The sequence below is a fragment of the Bradyrhizobium nivariense genome (assembly GCF_029846695.2).
In the GTDB taxonomy this organism is placed as follows: domain Bacteria; phylum Pseudomonadota; class Alphaproteobacteria; order Rhizobiales; family Xanthobacteraceae; genus Bradyrhizobium.
Genome location: NZ_JARWCR020000073.1, coordinates 31,406 through 47,322, shown reverse-complemented (window position 1 = coordinate 47,322; position 15,917 = coordinate 31,406). Strand labels below are relative to the sequence as shown.

The window sequence follows — 15,917 nt, the reverse complement described above, 5'->3', positions numbered from 1 at the left end:
CCCTGCGCTCCCTGACAAGCTTGACAGCCTCGATCTTGAACTCTCGACTGAACTTTCGTCTTCGCATCACTACCTCCGGCTCCATGAAACACCTAAACTTGGTGTCCATCAAACCGGCAGCAGCTCACAACAATCGCGCCCCGGACGATGGAATCAGAGAGTATCGGGCGTCTTCAATTCGTGCCGGACCTGCTCTTCCTTGATCTGGCGCTCGGCCTCATGCCAGAACTCGTCGATCCGCCCTTCAGGGCGGCCCGCATCTTCCCAGAGCTTGTAGGCGTGTGCGCGGATATCGTCCTCGTAGACTTCAGGCATGCGGACCTCCCGACCAAGCACGGCCTCGCCTTGGGGGGCATTTGGGGATAGAGGTAAGGGCCGTGCAGGCCGGCAATCGGCGGGAAAACCGGCCCGCGGATTCAAGTCAGCGGCCCGCGAGCGGTTCCAAACGGGCGCTGCCGCGTCCGTCGATGTGCGGCTCTCGCCCGACCACTCGCTTTCAGCCCGCAGCCAGAATTCCAGGTCACGTCCTTCCGGCCGGCCGGCTTCCTGCCATAGCGCATAAGCGCGTCTGCTGGTTTTCCCGCGCCCCAGGATCGCCCGCAAATCCGCGAGCCTCTCCCTGATCTCGCTCGCGAACGTTTCCAGTCGCTCCACGGTTTCCCGGTCGCCAATCAACGCGATCGCACGATTGGCCAACTCAAGCTGATGTTGCAGTCTTTCAAGCTCGACCAATTGGTCCATCACGCCGCTCCACAATGTAAGACGCCGGACGCGGAGGAATGTTCGCTTTAGGTCCTCATCCGGACCGAAAGCAAGATTCAGAAAACATGTCGAGGGGACAGCACGGCTCTCGGGTGACGGAGCGTCGAGCGCGCAAAACACAGCGCAACTTATATCGTTCAGATCGGGACGCGGGATGCGAGGTACAGCTTCGGTGCGAATGCCCTCGCTATGACGACTGGCCTATAGCGATCATGCCACATTAAGGTGCAAGAAGCGGCTATTGTCCCTCGCAGGATCAAGCTCACAACTATTCCAATGAATTTGGTTATGGCCTGTTCTGAGTTGCAGTGCACAAGTGGACGGAACTCGAGCCAGAATGCGTTTAGTTAACCATCAACGCCCGGCCCGCGACTTCCATCGGTGATGAGATCGCCGGTTGCGCTCCCGCGGAGGCAGACGCCGCAGAGATATCATCTTGAACTCGATTTCGCGATGGCTTCCCGAACCTGATTGATTAGCGACATCATGGTGTAGGGCTTGGACAGCCAGCCGAGAGGCAAAAATGGCGTGGCTCTCGCTCGCGTCTGCTGATCGTCATGGGCCGTTGCAAACACGCAGCGCACGCCGATTTCGCGGTAGAGATCGCCGGCGGCGTCAATGCCGTCGCGACGGCCAGCCAAGCGGATATCCATAATGGCGATCGCGGGTTTATGCGCCCGTGCAAGCGAAATGGCTTCCTCGGCCGTGGCGGCTATGCCGCTGATCTGAAATCCGGCCGCGATCAACGCGCTCTCTGCCTCCATCGCAATCAGGAAATCATCCTCGACAATAAGGATCGCGGGCCTTTCCTGCGCCGCTTTCGCTACGTTCCCGGTCTCCGAAGCAGCCGGCTGATCACCGGCCTCGCCAGACGTGGACGCGTTGCCCTGTTTCTCGGATTCCGAAAGCGTCATGAGCTGGTCGTCGCGAAGCGCAGGCGAGCGCGCGAAGGCGCGCGTGTCACCTCGAATTCCCCGCGCAGCTGGCGGGCTAAACCCTGCACAAGACGTAAGCCTGAGGAGTTCTGTTGAACGGCGCTCAACTCAAAACCAGGGCCGTCATCCTCCACCTCCAGCTCGTATTCTCCATCCCGTTCGTTCAGCGTCACGCGGATGCCATTCCGGTCCGGATCGTTGATGCCGTGCTTAGCAGCGTTCGTCAGCAGTTCGTTGAGGATGAGAGCGAGCGGCATGGCGATATCGTTGGACAGCACGCCCGTCGCCGGAGACCGCTCAATCCTCACGTTGTTTGGCAATGTCTGCTGTACCGTTTCCACCACCGCTCCGAGAAACTGTTCGGCGGAGAAGCGGGTCGCATCTGTCGTGCCATAGAGTACGCGTTGAGCCGCCGCCATCGCGGCGATGCGGCGGGAGGCCTCCTCGAGAACTTGGCGCGCTTCCTCATTGCGAGCGCTCCGCGCAGCACCCTGCAAGAGACCTTGCAGCACCTGCATGTTGTTCTTGGTACGGTGATTGAGCTCATTCAGCAGCAGCCGCTGCTGCGTCTCGGCCTGCTTGCGCTCGCTCAAATCGACCAGCATGTTGATCGCGCCGGTGACGTTTCCGAAGGCGTCGCGCAAGGGGGTCGGGAAGGGGACGAAGGGAACGCGCGTCCCGTCCGGCTTCTCGGCAACCGCTTCGACGCCCCGCACAGATCGACCTTCCTTCAAGGCAACGGCCATCGGGCACTGATCGTGAGGCAACGGTGTTCCGTCCGGCCAGTAAAGTTTCCAGGTGACACACCATTCATCGGTGCCCAGCTGCGGTGTACGGCCTGCGAGTTCGACCGCCGCCTGATTGAAATAGGTGACCCTGCCGGCCGCGTCTGTTGTGTAGATTGCCGCCGGTATCGCCGCAAGCAGCTCCTGCAATCGCCGTTCGTTGTCCCGGAGGCGCTCTTCCGCGAGTTTCCGTCCGGTGATGTCGCGTGCGATTTTCGAGGCTCCGACAATAAGACCGTTGCGATCTCGTATCGGCGATATCGTCAGCGAGATATCGACCATGCGTCCATCTTTGCGGCGGCGCACAGTTTCATAGTGGTGAATGGGTTCGCCACGCCTGATCCGGGTGAGGATGTCGGCCTCCTCGCTCTCGCGATCTTGGGGAATCAGCAGCATGATCGACTGGCCGATCACCTCTTCCTTGCGATAACCGAACAACCGTTCAGCGCCTTCGTTCCAGGTCAGTATAATTCCGTCGAGATTTTTGCTGACGATCGCATCGTCGGAAGACTCGACAATCGCCGCGAGTTGCCGCGCATCGCGTTCAGCCACCCGTCGCGCTTCCTCGCCGGCGAGGCGAGCAAGGCTGAAGCCCAGCAGTCGCGCAAGGACCAGTGCGACATCGATCTCGGCCTCGCTGAAGGAATGAGGAAGCCTGTGATAAGCCATGAATTTGCCGGTGAGGCGGCCATCCTGCAGAATGGGAATAAAGGCGGCTGCCTGAATGCCTTCTTCAAGGATGGTCCGCTTCAACGCGTCCGGCAGATCTGCTTTCGCGACATCCTCGATACCTATGGGTTGCGGATCATGCGCGTCCGGCGTCCAAGGCGAATGCCCCTCGACCGCCTGTCGGTAGCCTTGCGAAAGACCGCGCCAGGCCGCAAACCGCATTATCTGCGCCTCGTCAAACAGGAGGATTGATGCCCGCTCGCAAGCCAGGGCCCGTGTGATGGCATTAAGGGCGGCCTCGTAACAATCGGTGGACGAGGTGCAATGCTGCAATCGCTCCGAAAAGGCAAACAGCGCTGCCTGTTCTTCCATGCGACGGGCTAGTGCCTCTTCAGCTCGCTTGCGATCGGTGATGTCGTGCTGAACGCGAACCGCATAAAGAAAGCGCCCGTTAGCATCGCGGACGCTCGACGACGTCACTTGGGCCCAGATATGGCCGCCATCCTTGCGGGCAATGCGCTTTTCGATGCTGTAGCGCTCGAACTCGCCCGCGAGCTGGCGCTGGAATTGACCGCGATCCTCCGACACATCTTCCGGATGCGTCTCCTCGAAAATTGTTCGGCCCAGCAGTTGGGCCGCCGAATAACCTGTGAGTTCGCAGAGCTGCTGATTGACCCGCAACATGCGGCCATTCTCGTCCACTTCTACGATGCCGGCGCCGACATGCTCGTAGGTCGCGGCAAGACGTGCATCGATCGGAGCCAATTGCCTCTGATCACCGAGGCCGGGCGTCGCCCGATTTTGAATGTTCATTGGCCTCGTCCCTCCCGCGCCACGGCATCGCGCCTGGCTTCCTTGCAGACTCGGTCTGGAGGCTGCGCAAAACGTTACGAAACGCTTTTTTGGAACAAAGGTTCCCTTTGGAGGTCCTGGGCACACCGCAACGCACAACATCCATTGGCGATTAGCCTTGGGCGACTTGAAACCAGCCTTCGAACATGCCCATCTGCAAAAAGGAACTCCTTGGCTGGGCTTACCAAGTGTCGGCATTACTTCAAATCCGTCACCTCTGCAGTCTGACGCTGGTTGCCGCGTGCCTTCTTGCAGCCGGGAATGTCTTCGCACAAGAGGACAAAAAGACGGATGACGACAAGCCGGCGGACCCAGACACGGGCGAGAGCACCGTCGAGGAAAAAACACTCGGCTTATTGCCGAACCCTCTTCAGAAATACGGCGTCAAGTTTGCCGCGACCTACATCGGGGAAGGCCTCGGCAATTCGTCCGGCGGGCTGAAGCAAGGAGCGATCTACGAAGGCCGGTTGAACCTTGCCGTCGATGTCGATCTTGAGAAGCTCGCCGGCATCGACAAGCTCACCTTCCACGCCAACATGTTCCAGATTCACGGCGATGGGCTATCGCGCAGCAATCTGCAGAACTTCTTCGTGGTTAGCGGCATCGAAGCTCTGCCCTCGACCCGGTTGTACGAGGCTTACTTCGAGAAGCAGTGGGGCAACAAGAAAGTCTCGCTGAAGTTCGGCCAGCTGGCAGCCGACAGCGAGTTCTTCAACACCAAATACACTGATGTCTTCACCAATGCCTCGATGGGTTGGCCGGCAATTACTTCGCTTGATTTGCCCAGCGGCGGCCCGTCGCCTCCGTTGGCGGCCATGGGTATGAGGTTGCTCGTAAATGTCACCGACCAACTGTCGGTCCTCGGCGGCATATTCGACGGCGACCAGGCGGGGCCCGGGCCGGGCGATCCTCAGGAGCGTAACCGCTATGGCGTGAACTTCCGCATCAACGATCCGCCCCTGCTGCTCGGACAGATCCAGTACGCCTGGAATAACAAAAAGGGCGATGAAAACCCTGCCGGCCAAATCAAATTTGGCGCCTGGCGTCATTTGGGTAGCTTTGCCGACCAGCGTTTCGCATCCAACGGCGTTTCACGGGCATCGCCCGCCAGCAGCGGCGAGCCCCTGCTGCTGTCCGGTGACATCGGCGGCTGGATGGTCTTCGAGCAGAAGCTCTATCGCATACCGAAGAGCGACGATCGTGGCATCGGCTTTTTTACCCGTGTCGCCGGCGCACCAGCTGATCGCAACCTGATCGATCTCTATGCGGACACCGGTATCGAGTTTATCGGCCTCAGCGATGCACGGCCGGACGACAAGTTCGGCATTGCGGCCGGCTATGCACATGTCTCAAAGCGCGCGCAAGCGCTCGACGCTGATTATCGTGCTCTCGTCAATCCCAACTGGCCCATGCGAAACTTCGAAGGCCTTCTAACCGCCGTCTATCAGTACCAGATCAGGGACGGCTGGACGCTGCAGCCCAATTTTCAGTACATCATTCACCCCGGTGGAGGAGCAACGAACCCTTCAGGACCTCTAGCCGGAACGCCACTCAAGAATGCTTCCGTGTTCGGCTTGCGGACGACTCTTAAATTTTAGGAGGGACTTCCGAAACGTAGTTCGCGCCGTAGGCGCCACATGAGGACGGCGACCGCGAACCAGACGAGCGAACCCGCTGCGAGGCAGAGCGCGGGCTGTAAAGCGCGTCCCTGCCACCAGATGAAGAGCGCGAAGCAGGCAAGGCCCAGACTTCCCCATCCGGCCCCGGCGGCATCAAGTGCGACGGCAGCCTTTCCGCGTCGCTGCCCGCGCAGGCCGTTTTTCTCCTTGCGCTCACGCTCATGCTTCTCGATCAAGGTCGCACTGGCACAGAAGATCGCGGGAAAGGCCAGCATCAGCCCGCCGGCCTCCGGCCCTGCCCCGTCCGCGACAAGGCCATTCACCACGGTTGCCAACCCGCCCAATGCAAAACGCACGACATCTTCGTAAAGTCGTCCCTGCTTGAGTGCGGAGAACTTGAAGTGGACAACCATAGTGGTCAGCCTATCAAAAATTGCTTGAGGCTATCGCGGCCACAAGCCAGATCGCGAGAGCGGCGAGGGTGGCCTTGAGCGCCGACCATTCGGCCCGTATCAGCAACTGACATACAACAACGCTGTAAGCCGCCAGCGCGATCGAACCGAGGATCATCGAGCGGCCTTCAATCGCAACATAGTCGCCGCCATGTTTTGAGAAGGCGAGGCCGAGCGTTGCTAGAGCTACGGAGGGCGCGGCGCCAAACAATCCCGCGAAGCTCTTGGGCCGCAGCACGTCGCCTATGACCGCAAACAGGGAAACGACCAAACCGCCAATCAGAAAGCGCAGCGCGTAGTCCACCATTCCTCCTTGCTCGCCGTTTCTAGGACGATCCTGGCATCAGCATGCTGACCGCCATGCCGACGATGCAAAGAGCCATCGCCGCCGTCGACGCCCAGCCGAGCCAATAGAGCCAGCCTTCGACCACGAGCTTGCCCATCACGTCACGCCGTCTGACAAGCAGCATTAAAACGGTCATTACCGGTGCTGCCAGCACCCCGTTAATGACCGCACTCCAGTAAAGCGCCTTGATCGGATCAATTGGCGTGAAATTGAGCGCCACACCGAGGCCGACCGAGAGGGCAAGCACCGAATAAAACGCCACGGCCTGCCGCGGTTTGCGGGCGAGGCCAACCGGCCATCTGCGGCCTTCGCCAATGGCATAGGCTGTCGAGCCGGCCAGCACCGGAACGGCGAGCAAACCCGTACCAATGATGCCGAGTGCAAAAACGAGTTCGGCAAGGCCCCCCGCAATCGGCTTCAAGGCCGCCGCGGCCTGCGCCGATGACTGCACGTCGGTCACCCCCTGCTGATGCAAGGTAGCGGCTGTCGTGATGATGATCGCGATTGCAATGAGGTTTGAGAAAGCCATGCCGATCAACGTATCGAGGCGAATGCGCCAGAGCTCGCGCTCTTGAGGACGTGTGTCCTCCTTAAGTGGCTTCTTGTTGGGATTGATGCGCTGCTCCTCAGCTTCCTGCGAGGATTGCCAGATGAAAAGGTAAGGCGAAATCGTTGTGCCGAGAATGGCAACCAGCGTCGTCAGAAAGGCGCCGCTCCATTCGATCTTCGGGATGAATAGTCCCGTAAGGGCGTCAGCCCAGGGCACTTTGACGACCGCCAGCGCGATCACATAGGCAAACAACACCAGCGTCAGCCATTTCAGGATTGCCACATAGCGCTTGTAAGCGATAAAGATCTGCGCCAACACGGAGATGACCGCAAAGCCAACGACGTACAGGATCGCCGACCCGCCAATCACCAGCTTTGCGGCATCCGCCATGGCCCCGAGATCGGCCGCAACATTGATGGTGTTAGCGACAAAAAGAAGACTGACCAGCGACCAGATCACCCAGCCCGGATAGTTGCGGCAGACATTTCCGGCGATGCCGTGCCCGGTCACCCGACCGATCCGTCCCGAAATCTCCTGGATCGCCACCATCAGGGGATAGCTGAGTAGCATCGTCCAGCCGATGCCAAAACCGAGCTGCGCGCCCGCTTGGCTGTAAGTGCCAATCCCAGACGGATCGTCATCCGACGCGCCAGTGATCAGCCCGGGTCCAAGCCGCTTCAAAAGACTTCCATCCGGCTTTTTAGCGTCGGCCCTTGCCATGTGCTCCTCGGGGGTGGGACTGTCGCCGAGCGACCCGTCTGCAACGTCAGGAAGCAATGCGGGCTTCATTGGCCAGCGGGCAACGCATGCCGAACGCGCGCGCGAGGTACCGCGTGAATATTACATCAGGGCTGCTCAGGGCACTTCGACAGTCCTTTGGCCGACAGGCTCGCCTGACCTGTGCCGCTGGTTTAATGGTGCCAGAAGATCGCGAGCAGCAGAATGATCGGCAGCGGTATGCCCAGCAACCACAACAATGCGCCTCGTCCAAAGCCCATGGCTCTCTCCTAGATTGATCTGTCCCTCGCATCCAACGCGTCCGTCCGGCGCACAGTTCCTCGCCGGGAACGGTTTTCGAGGCGGTTGATTGAAAGACCAGGACGACTTGCTCTGCTTTCCAATCGCTCTTTTACGGAGATTGCTGCAGGGCGTAAGGACATCTGCGAGAGAAGGCAGTCGATGACGATACGAGTGCATCCTTTGTCCGCCGATATCGAACTTGCGCGTGCGATTGCCCGACACACCCGTCCGCTGCCGGAGCGGATTTCGGGCGCGCTGACCTGGGGAGCGGATGAGCATATTCTGACCGCGGTTGCCATCGGATGGTGGCTCTGGTGTCGCGCCAAACCACTGCCGCAGCGGCACGCGAGCGATCATGTGCTGCTGACGACGCTCGCCTCTGTCCTGTTGCCACACCTTCTAAAAACGCATTTTGACCAGGTGCGGCCGGACCGGCGCACCGTGCGCGGCCATCTGCATGGCATCCCGCTCTCCGGCCGCGCGCTGGATGCGTTCCCCTCGGGGCACGCCGTGCATGTCGGTGCCCTCGCATCTGCCGCCGCGGTCCTGCCGCCCGCCAAACGCAATCTTGCGTGGAGCCTCGGCGCCGTTCTGGTGTCGACACGCATTCTCCTGCTGGCCCACTGGGCAAGCGATGTGCTTGCGGGTCTGGCGATCGGTTCAGTGCTCGAGCGCGTCATAAGGCGACTGACGGGATTTGGTCGTCAGGGCTCGACCTAGTCATGGGCCAGCTTCTTGCACCCCCCGGTCCGCATGCCGTCCACCTCTGCATCGACATGCAAAGGTTATTCGCGCCGGGTGCCCCCTGGGCAACGCCCTGGCTGGAAAGTGCGTTACCCGAGGCGGTCAGACTGATTGCGCATACGCCGCGACGCACCGTCTTCACGCGCTTCATTCCGGTCCGCAACAAGGCCGAGGCGCGCGGCGTCTGGAAAATCTATTATGAGAAATGGGAATGCGTGACACGCGACAAAGTCGATCCGGTGTTGCTTGAGCTGATGCCGGACCTGACACGCTTTGTGCCGCCTGCCACCGTCATCGACCGCCAAACTTACTGCGCATTCACTAATAGCCGGCTGCAGGCCTTTCTGGATGAGCATCAGGTGGACACGCTGATCGTGTCCGGCGGTGAGACCGATGTCTGTGTGCTCGCAACGGTGCTGGCTGCCGTCGATATCGGATACCGTGTCATCCTGGCCGAAGATGCGCTCTGCAGCTCGTCTGATGAAAGCCACGATGCGCTCATCAATCTTTACAGCAAGCGGTTCAGCTTGCAGATCGAGGTGACTCCCGTTGCCAGCATCCTTGCGAGCTGGAGCGTCGACGATTGACGGCCGGTCAATTGCCTTCCTGCGTAGCCTGGCGGGGAAACTGATTACCCGCTTGATTGGGGAGGCGTCGCGATGTCGACGTTTGGCTGCTTCCATCAATGAACGAGAAGCCGCTTCGAAAATCGAGGCGTTGGCTGCCGACTATGCGCGGCGCTCGCCGCTTCCAAGGAAGCGAAGCCGGTAAAGGGTACGGACGATCTCAAATATCACGCCGTGCGCAGTAAGACCGGGCCGACTAACGGGCCAGACGCTTGATGGTCTTGGCCGCACGGTTCGGGCCATGCCACCCGAGAAATTTCAGTTCCTTGTTTTCCAGCGCATTCGTCGCCCGAAAGAACTGTTCGAGATCGTCGCGCGCGTGGGCGGGGAGATTACGGATATCCTTGAGATCCGTTTCGAGCGGTGACCGGTCAGGCACCGCAAACACACGATCGTTTCGCTCCTTCTTGCCTTTGCTTCTTTGTTCGACTTCGAGAATGCCGACGGGGCGACAGCGCAGCACGACGCCCGGATAGGTCTGCGCATCATGCAGGATCAGCACATCCAGCGGATCGCCGTCCTCGGCCTTGGTCGAGGGAATAAAGCCCCAATCGTAAGGATAGGTCAGACCCGCCATTAGGGGCTTCGCCAAGGCAAAAACACCAAGCTTGGGATCGAAATCCAGCTTGCATGAGCTTCCGCGCGGCGTCTCGACAACGGCGAAGATGTTGTCGTCGTCGGCCCAGCTCGGCAGTTTTGTCAGATTGGTCATGGCGACAATTGATCACGCGTTGGCATCGACAAAGGGGAGCGGTCCTGGCGAGATCATCCGCCAGACCCGGGGGATCAGGCGGCGGTAGAGGCCTTCTTGTTGACGCCCTTGCGCAGCGCAACTGTGTTGAGCTTGGTATTCGCTGCCTTTTCCTCGTTCAGGTTCGTGGTCAGGAAACGCACGATATCGTCGTGGCCGAGCTCTTCCGCCCAGGCGATCAGCGTGCCGTAGCGGCATATCTCGTAATGTTCGACCGCCTGCGCGTTAGCGACGATCGCCGCATCGAGTACCGTCTTGTCTTCGACCTCGCCGGCCGTCTCATCCGCTTCCTTGATGATGCCGTCGATGGCAGGACATTGCGTGCCGCTCGGCGACTTGCCGAGTTTCTCGAAGGCCTTTTCGAGGCGCTCGACTTGCTTGTTCGTCTCTTCGAGATGGCCCTTGAGGCCCGTGACCAGATCCCGGTTGGTGGCCTTGTCGATCATTTTCGGCAATGCCTTGAGGATCTGCTGCTCGGCATAATAGATGTCCTGCAAGCCGTGCAGCAGCAGGTCATCCATCGTCTTGATGTCTTTTGAGAATAGTCCCATGGCTTCGCTCCTCAATCTTAAAGCGATGGAACGGCGTGAACTGGGCTTTGTTCCTCATCGCCTTGCCCGCAGTCGGTTGCGCAGGTCCCGCGTTCGCCTTCCGAATTGGCGAATTCCCGTCCGCGAGAAGCAGGTCGCATAGCCTGCTGAGCGGCGCGAGGAACCTCGGCAGCAGGCCCAGCGTTTTGCCTTTCTATGGAGACTTGCATGGTCAGCACCTCGCTCTGGATGGAGACGGAGATATTGCCGGAGACGGGTGCGCTCAAAGCTGATGCGCATTGCGATGTGGCAGTGGTCGGCTCCGGAATCGCTGGCCTGTCGACCGCCTACGAACTCTCCAAGCGGGACCAGTCGGTGATCGTCATCGACCGCAAGGGCATCGCGAGCGGCATGACAGCGCGCACCTCAGCGCACCTTGCGCCGCTCTGCGACGATCTGATGAGCGAATTCAAGAAACTCCGCGGCGCCGAAATCGCCAGGCTATTCTACGAAAGCCAGGCCGCCGCCGTCGATCGGATCGAGGAGATCCAGGCGACCGAAAAGATCGCCTGCGACTTCCGGCGGCTGGATGGGTACCTCTTTCAGGGCAACGGCATGCCGGCCGACATCATCGACCAGGAATTGGAAGCGGTGCAGGAAGTCGGCGCGCCGGTCCATCGACTGGTCGGCATTCCGCTCAAGGGATGTGAAAGCCGCCACGTGCTTCGTTATCCCCGGCAGGCGACTTTCCATCCGCTGAAGTACCTTGCTGGAGTTGCCGCGGCTTGTGAGGCGAACGGCGTCCGCTTCTTTGCCAATAGTCCTGTCGAAGAAGTTGCGGAACGGGACGGCGCCGTCACGCTGCGAACAGCACAGGGGCAGATCACGGCGGCTCACGCCGTGATCGCGACCAACGCCTCGATTGCCGACCGCTTCCAGCTGCATGCCAAGGTCGCTCCCTACCGCACTTATGTGCTCGCTTTTGCGATCGCGCGTGGCGAACTTCCCGACGCACTCTACTGGGACACCGAGGATCCCTACCACTATGTGCGGCTGCAAACGGGTCCAGACGATCATGATTTCGTTCTTGTCGGCGGCGAAGACCACAAAAGCGGCGAGGCGAATGACGCCGACCAGCGCTTTGCCCGGCTGGAGAGCTGGGCGCGTGAATTGATTCCGGCTGTTGGCGGCGTCACGCACCGCTGGTCGGGACAGGTACTCGACACCATCGATTATGCCGGCTTCATTGGCCGCGAGCCCGGCAGCGAGCGCATATACCTCGCGATGGGCGACTCCGGTCAGGGTCTGACCCATGGTGTGATGGGAGCAATGCTGAACTCGTCTCTCATTCTCGGCGAAGATCACGCCTGGAAGTCTGTTTATGCGCCGGATCGCAAACCTCTCGCAGCGGCGAGGAATTTCCTGCGCGAGAACATGACGATTTTGCAAAACCTCGCCGAGTATGTGACGCCGGGTGAAATCGCCTCGCTCGAGGAGCTTAAGCCGGGCGAGGGCGCCATCCTGCGTCGCGGTCTCGAGAAGATCGCTGCCTACAGGGACAAAGCAGGCGAGCTGCATTTGCATTCGGCAAGCTGCACCCATATCGGCTGCCATCTGCACTGGAACAGCTTCGAGACCTGCTGGGACTGTCCATGCCACGGCTCGATCTTCGCGCCCAATGGCCAGCCGATCAATGCGCCGGCCGTTTCGGCCTTGCGACCCGTTCAAAGATAAGGTTGCGTGACGAAATCACTTCACCTGTTTTTGGGAGCTGTTCCATCTTCAAAGACGAAGATATCGAACAGGACGACCTGCGCAGCGCCCGAACACCATGGGCGGTTCTGCCGCTGCCGTCCATAGAGCCGATCACCGACAGCTTTCGCTGCGAGGTCCTGGTCGTAGGCGCCGGTATCACGGGTGCCCTGGTGGCTGAGCGTCTGACCCGGCAGGGTCGGCAGGTCATCATCATCGATCGCGAGGTTCCAAGCCTCGGCAGCACGGTCGCCAGCACCGCAATGCTACTTTGGGAAATCGACCGTCCGCTTTTCCAACTCACACAGCTTTACGGTTTGGAGAAGGCAGTCCGCTGCTATCGGGCCAGTCATCAGGCCGCTCGGGGATTACGGGCGTTGATTGCACAGTATGGAATCGCGTGTCACATGCGGCCGCGTCTCTCGCTCTATCTTGCCGCCGATGACAGTCCGAAACTCATCCAGGACGAATATAGCCTCAGAAGCCGCGCTGAGCTGCCGTCCCTCTTACTGGGACATGCCGAACTTCTCCAACGCTTCGCGATCGCCCGCGCGGGCGCCATCCTCTCGAGGGACGCAGCCGACGCGGATCCCGTTCTGCTCACGCGCGGCCTGCTCGATCTGTCACTCAAGCGCGGCGCCCGCCTTCTGAAGGCCAACGCGGTTGCTTATGACGGCGCCGCCTCGACCGTGACCGTCGGCCTTGAAGACGGGTTTTCGATCGAAGCGCGCCGTGTGGTGCTTGCGACAGGCTATGTCATGCCGGACATCGTGCGGCCCACGGCTCAACAACCGGCCTCCAGTTGGGCGATCGCAACTGCGCCGCAGGCGGCTAATCTATGGCCGGGGCAGGCGCTCATCTGGGAAGCGACTCAGAACTACCATTATGCCCGTACGACATCCGATGGACGCATCATCTTCGGCGGTGAGGATGATCATGGGCTCATTCAGCCTGACGCTCGTGACGCGGCGACCCCGACAAAGGTGAGGGTGCTCGAGCAACGCCTGAGAGCTCTCTGGCCGCGCACCTCCAGCCACGTTGCATTCGCGTGGTCAGGAGCCTTCGACACCACCCGCGACGGGCTGCCGCTCATCGGCGCAGTGCCCGGCTCCAAGAATATCTTTGCGGCCTTTGGCTATGGCGGTAACGGGATCACCTTCAGCCTCCTCGCCGCGGAGCTCATCGGCTCGCTTCTTTCGGGAGGATCGTCGCCCCTGCTCGATGACTTTGCGATCGACCGTGACATTTCCGGCTAGCGGCGGGCGACAAGGCAGCCAAGCATGAAAGCGACGAGCAATGAGGGAAGCGGAGCCTCACGAACCACGTCGCGGAGAAAGCCGAGCGCTTGGCTAGGGGCCTGACCCTCTTCGAGACTCTGCCGCACAGTGGGGGCAGTCTCCCGCACGCCTTCCGACACTTCTTTCACTTTCGCCATGGCGTCTTCGCTGTCCATTTGATCCTCCGCCTACAGGCCTCCCGCACAACAAATGTCTCGGCAGCTATCCGTTCCTGCAACCCACGACGACGCGGATGCGGATCGTTGCCTTCCATGACTTGAGGAGCGACATGGGAGGTCGCAGCCAGACGGGTGAAAGCAGCATCTGAAGCGGTGCGACTTGCAACGCGCAATATGTCGGCCATCACTTTGCTTTTCCGATCGCCGGAGGCGTCAACGCGGCGGTCGCCTTGTACGGCGTCTCCGAAAATACTCGAATGCCTTGGGAGCAGGGACGCGCGTCCTTTGGACAGCATCGCTTGACGGAGAAGTGGCCCATCCGAGGAGATTGGACGGGCCACTTTTCGAAGCGAACTTCCATTTACTCAATGCATGTGAATTTACCAACAGCCGGCGCCGCCGATGACGATCGCCGCGGCGACGACCTACAACAGGAATACTGGCAACTGTATTTGCCTGGGCAGATGCCGATCCTTCCGAAGTTCTTACTGCTCGGTGCAGACCTTGGTGGTCTTGACTGCGGACTCCGCTTCCGTCTTGGTCTTGTAGACACCGTCGCCCACGACTGTCGTGGTGGTCGTCGTCGGCTTGGTGTCGACCACGGTGCACTTCTTCGTGGTGGCATCGCGGATGATGTAGAACTCGGCGGCACTGGCCGCCTGGGTACCCAGAGCGAACGCGGCGAGCGCGCCGCAGACGATCAGCTTCTTCATTTCTGTCTCCTCCAGTGGCTTCAAAGTAGTCACTGCCAACGACGGGTCCAGTTGCAAGTTCCACTTGTTCCCGAAAGCGGCCGTAGCGCGCTGCCGTGGTGTCGCAGCAATCTTCCTCTCGCTGGAACAAATGCAATTTTGATTGCCGAGTTTTCCCGATCTGGAACTCGGCCCGCCATCGCGTGTTAAGGGGCGACCGCATTCAGGAGGTTTCAAATGAACAGGAGGTCTCAAATGAACAAGCGTTTATTTTTGGCTACGACCGCTGCAGTCGCGATTGTGACTTCGGCATTTGCGCAGTCGTCTCCCAACACTTCGAGCTCGAATTCGCCGACCGCGCAACGACCGCAGGATTCCACTTCAACGACGACGCCGTCCTCCTCGTCCACTGCACCGTCGTCCAACTCGTCCGGGCAGACCAGCAATCCTTCGACGAACTCGGCCCAGACGCAGCAGCCTTCCTCGACCGGTCAGAACGCTGCGAACCAGTCGTCCAATTCCGGAACCGGGTCCAACACCACGCAGGCGCCGCCCTCCGGCAACTCGACCAATCAGGCTCAGACCAGCCAGCCTTCCAACCAGACCACTACGCCCTCGAACCAGGCGCAGACCAATTCGCCCTCGACCGGCCAGACCCAGAGCGCGAATCCGCCGGCCTCGACCAGCAATCAGGCGCAGTCTCCGACCGGCAGCAACTCGACCAACACGGCCCAGCAGCCGAACAACCAGCAGAACACGGCCGATCGCTCGTCGAACACCAACATGAAAGCGTCGGTGAACATCAACGATCAGCAGCGGACGCGGATCAGCACGTCGATTTCGCGCCTGAACGTGCAGCCCCTCAACAACGTGAACTTCTCGCTGTCGGTCGGCACGGTCGTGCCGCGCGACGTCCGCGTGCAGCCGCTGCCGGCGGAGGTGGTCGAGATCGTGCCCCAGTACCGAGGCTACGACTTCGTTCTGGTGAAAGACGAGATCGTCGTCGTGGAGCCCTCCAGCTACAAGATCGTCGCCGTGATGCCGTACTCGGGCCGCTCGACGGCGGCAGCGCCGGCGCGCTCCGAGCAGCGCAACGTCACCTTCAGCGATCGCGACCGCGAGGTGATCCGCAAGCACGCCAAGGCGCGTCCCGTCGAGCGCGAACGGCAAACGACCGGCAGTACGGTGCGAACCGAGATCCGCCGAGGCGAGCGAGTGCCGGACGGCGTGGAGATCGATGCTTTCCCGGACGAGGTCTATCGCGAGGCGCCGAGTCTGCGGGAGTACCGATACATTCACCGGGATAGCCGCACCTACATCGTGGAACCGCAGGAACGTCGGGTCATCGAAGAGATCGACTGATCTCGCCAAGGAAG

15 protein-coding genes and 3 pseudogenes are annotated in these 15,917 nt (G+C 60.5%); 6 read left to right on the top strand and 12 right to left on the bottom strand.

Features of this window, described 5'->3' with window-relative positions; translation table 11 throughout:
• Positions 1 to 153: 153 nt before the first annotated feature.
• The 5 genes and pseudogenes from QCM77_RS37665 to QCM77_RS37645 all read right to left on the bottom strand — a co-directional run.
• Entirely contained in the window at positions 154 to 741 is a 588-nt protein-coding gene (locus QCM77_RS37665; protein ID WP_279667990.1) for a DUF2934 domain-containing protein, read from the bottom strand.
• Between the two features lie 452 nt (positions 742 to 1,193).
• Positions 1,194 to 1,676: a response regulator gene (locus QCM77_RS37660; protein WP_279667989.1), complete on the bottom strand. Its 483-nt coding sequence runs from the start codon at positions 1,674 to 1,676 to the stop codon at positions 1,194 to 1,196.
• A pseudogene (locus QCM77_RS37655) lies at positions 1,673 to 2,182 on the bottom strand (sensor histidine kinase); the annotation flags it as partial. The gene QCM77_RS37660 and the pseudogene QCM77_RS37655, both read right to left, overlap by 4 nt.
• Before the next feature lie 35 nt (positions 2,183 to 2,217).
• Positions 2,218 to 3,028: pseudogene (locus QCM77_RS37650) on the bottom strand (PAS domain-containing protein); the annotation flags it as partial.
• 48 nt (positions 3,029 to 3,076) lie between these two features.
• A pseudogene (locus QCM77_RS37645) lies at positions 3,077 to 3,964 on the bottom strand (PAS domain S-box protein); the annotation flags it as partial.
• 185 nt (positions 3,965 to 4,149) lie between these two features.
• On the opposite strand from QCM77_RS37645, the gene QCM77_RS37640 reads away from it, so the two are divergent.
• Positions 4,150 to 5,601, top strand: coding sequence for a carbohydrate porin (locus QCM77_RS37640; RefSeq protein WP_279667987.1), 1,452 nt, complete (start codon positions 4,150 to 4,152; stop codon positions 5,599 to 5,601).
• On the opposite strand, the gene QCM77_RS37635 is transcribed toward QCM77_RS37640, so the two are convergent.
• The 3 genes from QCM77_RS37635 to QCM77_RS37625 are packed head-to-tail and all read right to left on the bottom strand — an operon-like array spanning position 5,598 to position 7,690.
• Positions 5,598 to 6,035 (bottom strand): DUF3147 family protein, encoded by a 438-nt coding sequence (locus QCM77_RS37635; RefSeq protein ID WP_280096262.1) that lies wholly within the window; start codon positions 6,033 to 6,035, stop codon positions 5,598 to 5,600. The two genes, QCM77_RS37640 and QCM77_RS37635, sit on opposite strands and share 4 nt — an antisense overlap.
• 13 nt (positions 6,036 to 6,048) lie before the next feature.
• Positions 6,049 to 6,381, bottom strand: coding sequence for a DUF3147 family protein (locus QCM77_RS37630; protein ID WP_280096261.1), 333 nt, complete (start codon positions 6,379 to 6,381; stop codon positions 6,049 to 6,051).
• Positions 6,382 to 6,400: 19 nt separating this feature from the next.
• Positions 6,401 to 7,690 (bottom strand): Nramp family divalent metal transporter, encoded by a 1,290-nt coding sequence (locus tag QCM77_RS37625; RefSeq protein WP_280096260.1) that lies wholly within the window; start codon positions 7,688 to 7,690, stop codon positions 6,401 to 6,403.
• 471 nt (positions 7,691 to 8,161) lie between these two features.
• Between QCM77_RS37625 and QCM77_RS37620 the strand changes: the two genes are divergently transcribed.
• Positions 8,162 to 8,710: a phosphatase PAP2 family protein gene (locus tag QCM77_RS37620; RefSeq protein WP_279667984.1), complete on the top strand. Its 549-nt coding sequence runs from the start codon at positions 8,162 to 8,164 to the stop codon at positions 8,708 to 8,710.
• A gap of 2 nt (positions 8,711 to 8,712) precedes the next feature.
• Entirely contained in the window at positions 8,713 to 9,321 is a 609-nt protein-coding gene (locus QCM77_RS37615; RefSeq protein ID WP_279667983.1) for a cysteine hydrolase family protein, read from the top strand.
• 235 nt (positions 9,322 to 9,556) lie between these two features.
• Here the strand turns inward: QCM77_RS37615 and QCM77_RS37610 are convergent, their stop codons facing one another.
• A complete protein-coding gene (locus QCM77_RS37610) occupies positions 9,557 to 10,072 on the bottom strand; it encodes an inorganic diphosphatase (protein WP_279667982.1) in 516 nt (171 codons plus the stop codon).
• Positions 10,073 to 10,146: 74 nt separating this feature from the next.
• A complete protein-coding gene (locus tag QCM77_RS37605) occupies positions 10,147 to 10,662 on the bottom strand; it encodes a YciE/YciF ferroxidase family protein (protein WP_279667981.1) in 516 nt (171 codons plus the stop codon).
• A gap of 207 nt (positions 10,663 to 10,869) precedes the next feature.
• Here QCM77_RS37605 and QCM77_RS37600 point away from each other — a divergent pair, with 207 nt between their 5' ends.
• On the top strand, positions 10,870 to 12,375 hold the full coding sequence (locus QCM77_RS37600; protein WP_279667980.1) for an FAD-dependent oxidoreductase: 1,506 nt from the start codon (positions 10,870 to 10,872) through the stop codon (positions 12,373 to 12,375).
• 188 nt (positions 12,376 to 12,563) lie between these two features.
• A complete protein-coding gene (locus tag QCM77_RS37595) occupies positions 12,564 to 13,649 on the top strand; it encodes an NAD(P)/FAD-dependent oxidoreductase (RefSeq protein ID WP_462804381.1) in 1,086 nt (361 codons plus the stop codon).
• Here the strand turns inward: QCM77_RS37595 and QCM77_RS37590 are convergent.
• Positions 13,646 to 13,846 carry a hypothetical protein gene (locus QCM77_RS37590; protein WP_279667978.1) on the bottom strand — a complete coding sequence of 67 codons (201 nt, stop codon included), beginning with the start codon at positions 13,844 to 13,846 and terminating at the stop codon, positions 13,646 to 13,648. The two genes, QCM77_RS37595 and QCM77_RS37590, sit on opposite strands and share 4 nt — an antisense overlap.
• Positions 13,847 to 14,334: 488 nt before the next feature.
• On the bottom strand, positions 14,335 to 14,562 hold the full coding sequence (locus QCM77_RS37585; RefSeq protein WP_071910996.1) for a hypothetical protein: 228 nt from the start codon (positions 14,560 to 14,562) through the stop codon (positions 14,335 to 14,337).
• 234 nt (positions 14,563 to 14,796) lie between these two features.
• On the opposite strand from QCM77_RS37585, the gene QCM77_RS37580 reads away from it, so the two are divergent.
• Complete coding sequence (locus tag QCM77_RS37580; protein WP_279691419.1) at positions 14,797 to 15,903, top strand: DUF1236 domain-containing protein; 1,107 nt, start codon at positions 14,797 to 14,799, stop codon at positions 15,901 to 15,903.
• The last annotated feature ends 14 nt before the right edge of the window (positions 15,904 to 15,917 follow it).

Coding starts and splice junctions, on each gene's coding strand:
- QCM77_RS37590 (WP_279667978.1), bottom strand. CDS start 13,846: ATGGACAGCGAAGACGCCATGGCGAAAGTGAAAGAAGTGTCGGAAGGC.
- QCM77_RS37580 (WP_279691419.1), top strand. CDS start 14,797: ATGAACAAGCGTTTATTTTTGGCTACGACCGCTGCAGTCGCGATTGTG.
- QCM77_RS37640 (WP_279667987.1), top strand. CDS start 4,150: ATGCCCATCTGCAAAAAGGAACTCCTTGGCTGGGCTTACCAAGTGTCG.
- QCM77_RS37605 (WP_279667981.1), bottom strand. CDS start 10,662: ATGGGACTATTCTCAAAAGACATCAAGACGATGGATGACCTGCTGCTG.
- QCM77_RS37600 (WP_279667980.1), top strand. CDS start 10,870: ATGGTCAGCACCTCGCTCTGGATGGAGACGGAGATATTGCCGGAGACG.
- QCM77_RS37665 (WP_279667990.1), bottom strand. CDS start 741: ATGGACCAATTGGTCGAGCTTGAAAGACTGCAACATCAGCTTGAGTTG.
- QCM77_RS37660 (WP_279667989.1), bottom strand. CDS start 1,676: ATGACGCTTTCGGAATCCGAGAAACAGGGCAACGCGTCCACGTCTGGC.
- QCM77_RS37630 (WP_280096261.1), bottom strand. CDS start 6,381: ATGGTGGACTACGCGCTGCGCTTTCTGATTGGCGGTTTGGTCGTTTCC.
- QCM77_RS37635 (WP_280096262.1), bottom strand. CDS start 6,035: ATGGTTGTCCACTTCAAGTTCTCCGCACTCAAGCAGGGACGACTTTAC.
- QCM77_RS37615 (WP_279667983.1), top strand. CDS start 8,713: ATGGGCCAGCTTCTTGCACCCCCCGGTCCGCATGCCGTCCACCTCTGC.
- QCM77_RS37610 (WP_279667982.1), bottom strand. CDS start 10,072: ATGACCAATCTGACAAAACTGCCGAGCTGGGCCGACGACGACAACATC.
- QCM77_RS37585 (WP_071910996.1), bottom strand. CDS start 14,562: ATGAAGAAGCTGATCGTCTGCGGCGCGCTCGCCGCGTTCGCTCTGGGT.
- QCM77_RS37625 (WP_280096260.1), bottom strand. CDS start 7,690: ATGGCAAGGGCCGACGCTAAAAAGCCGGATGGAAGTCTTTTGAAGCGG.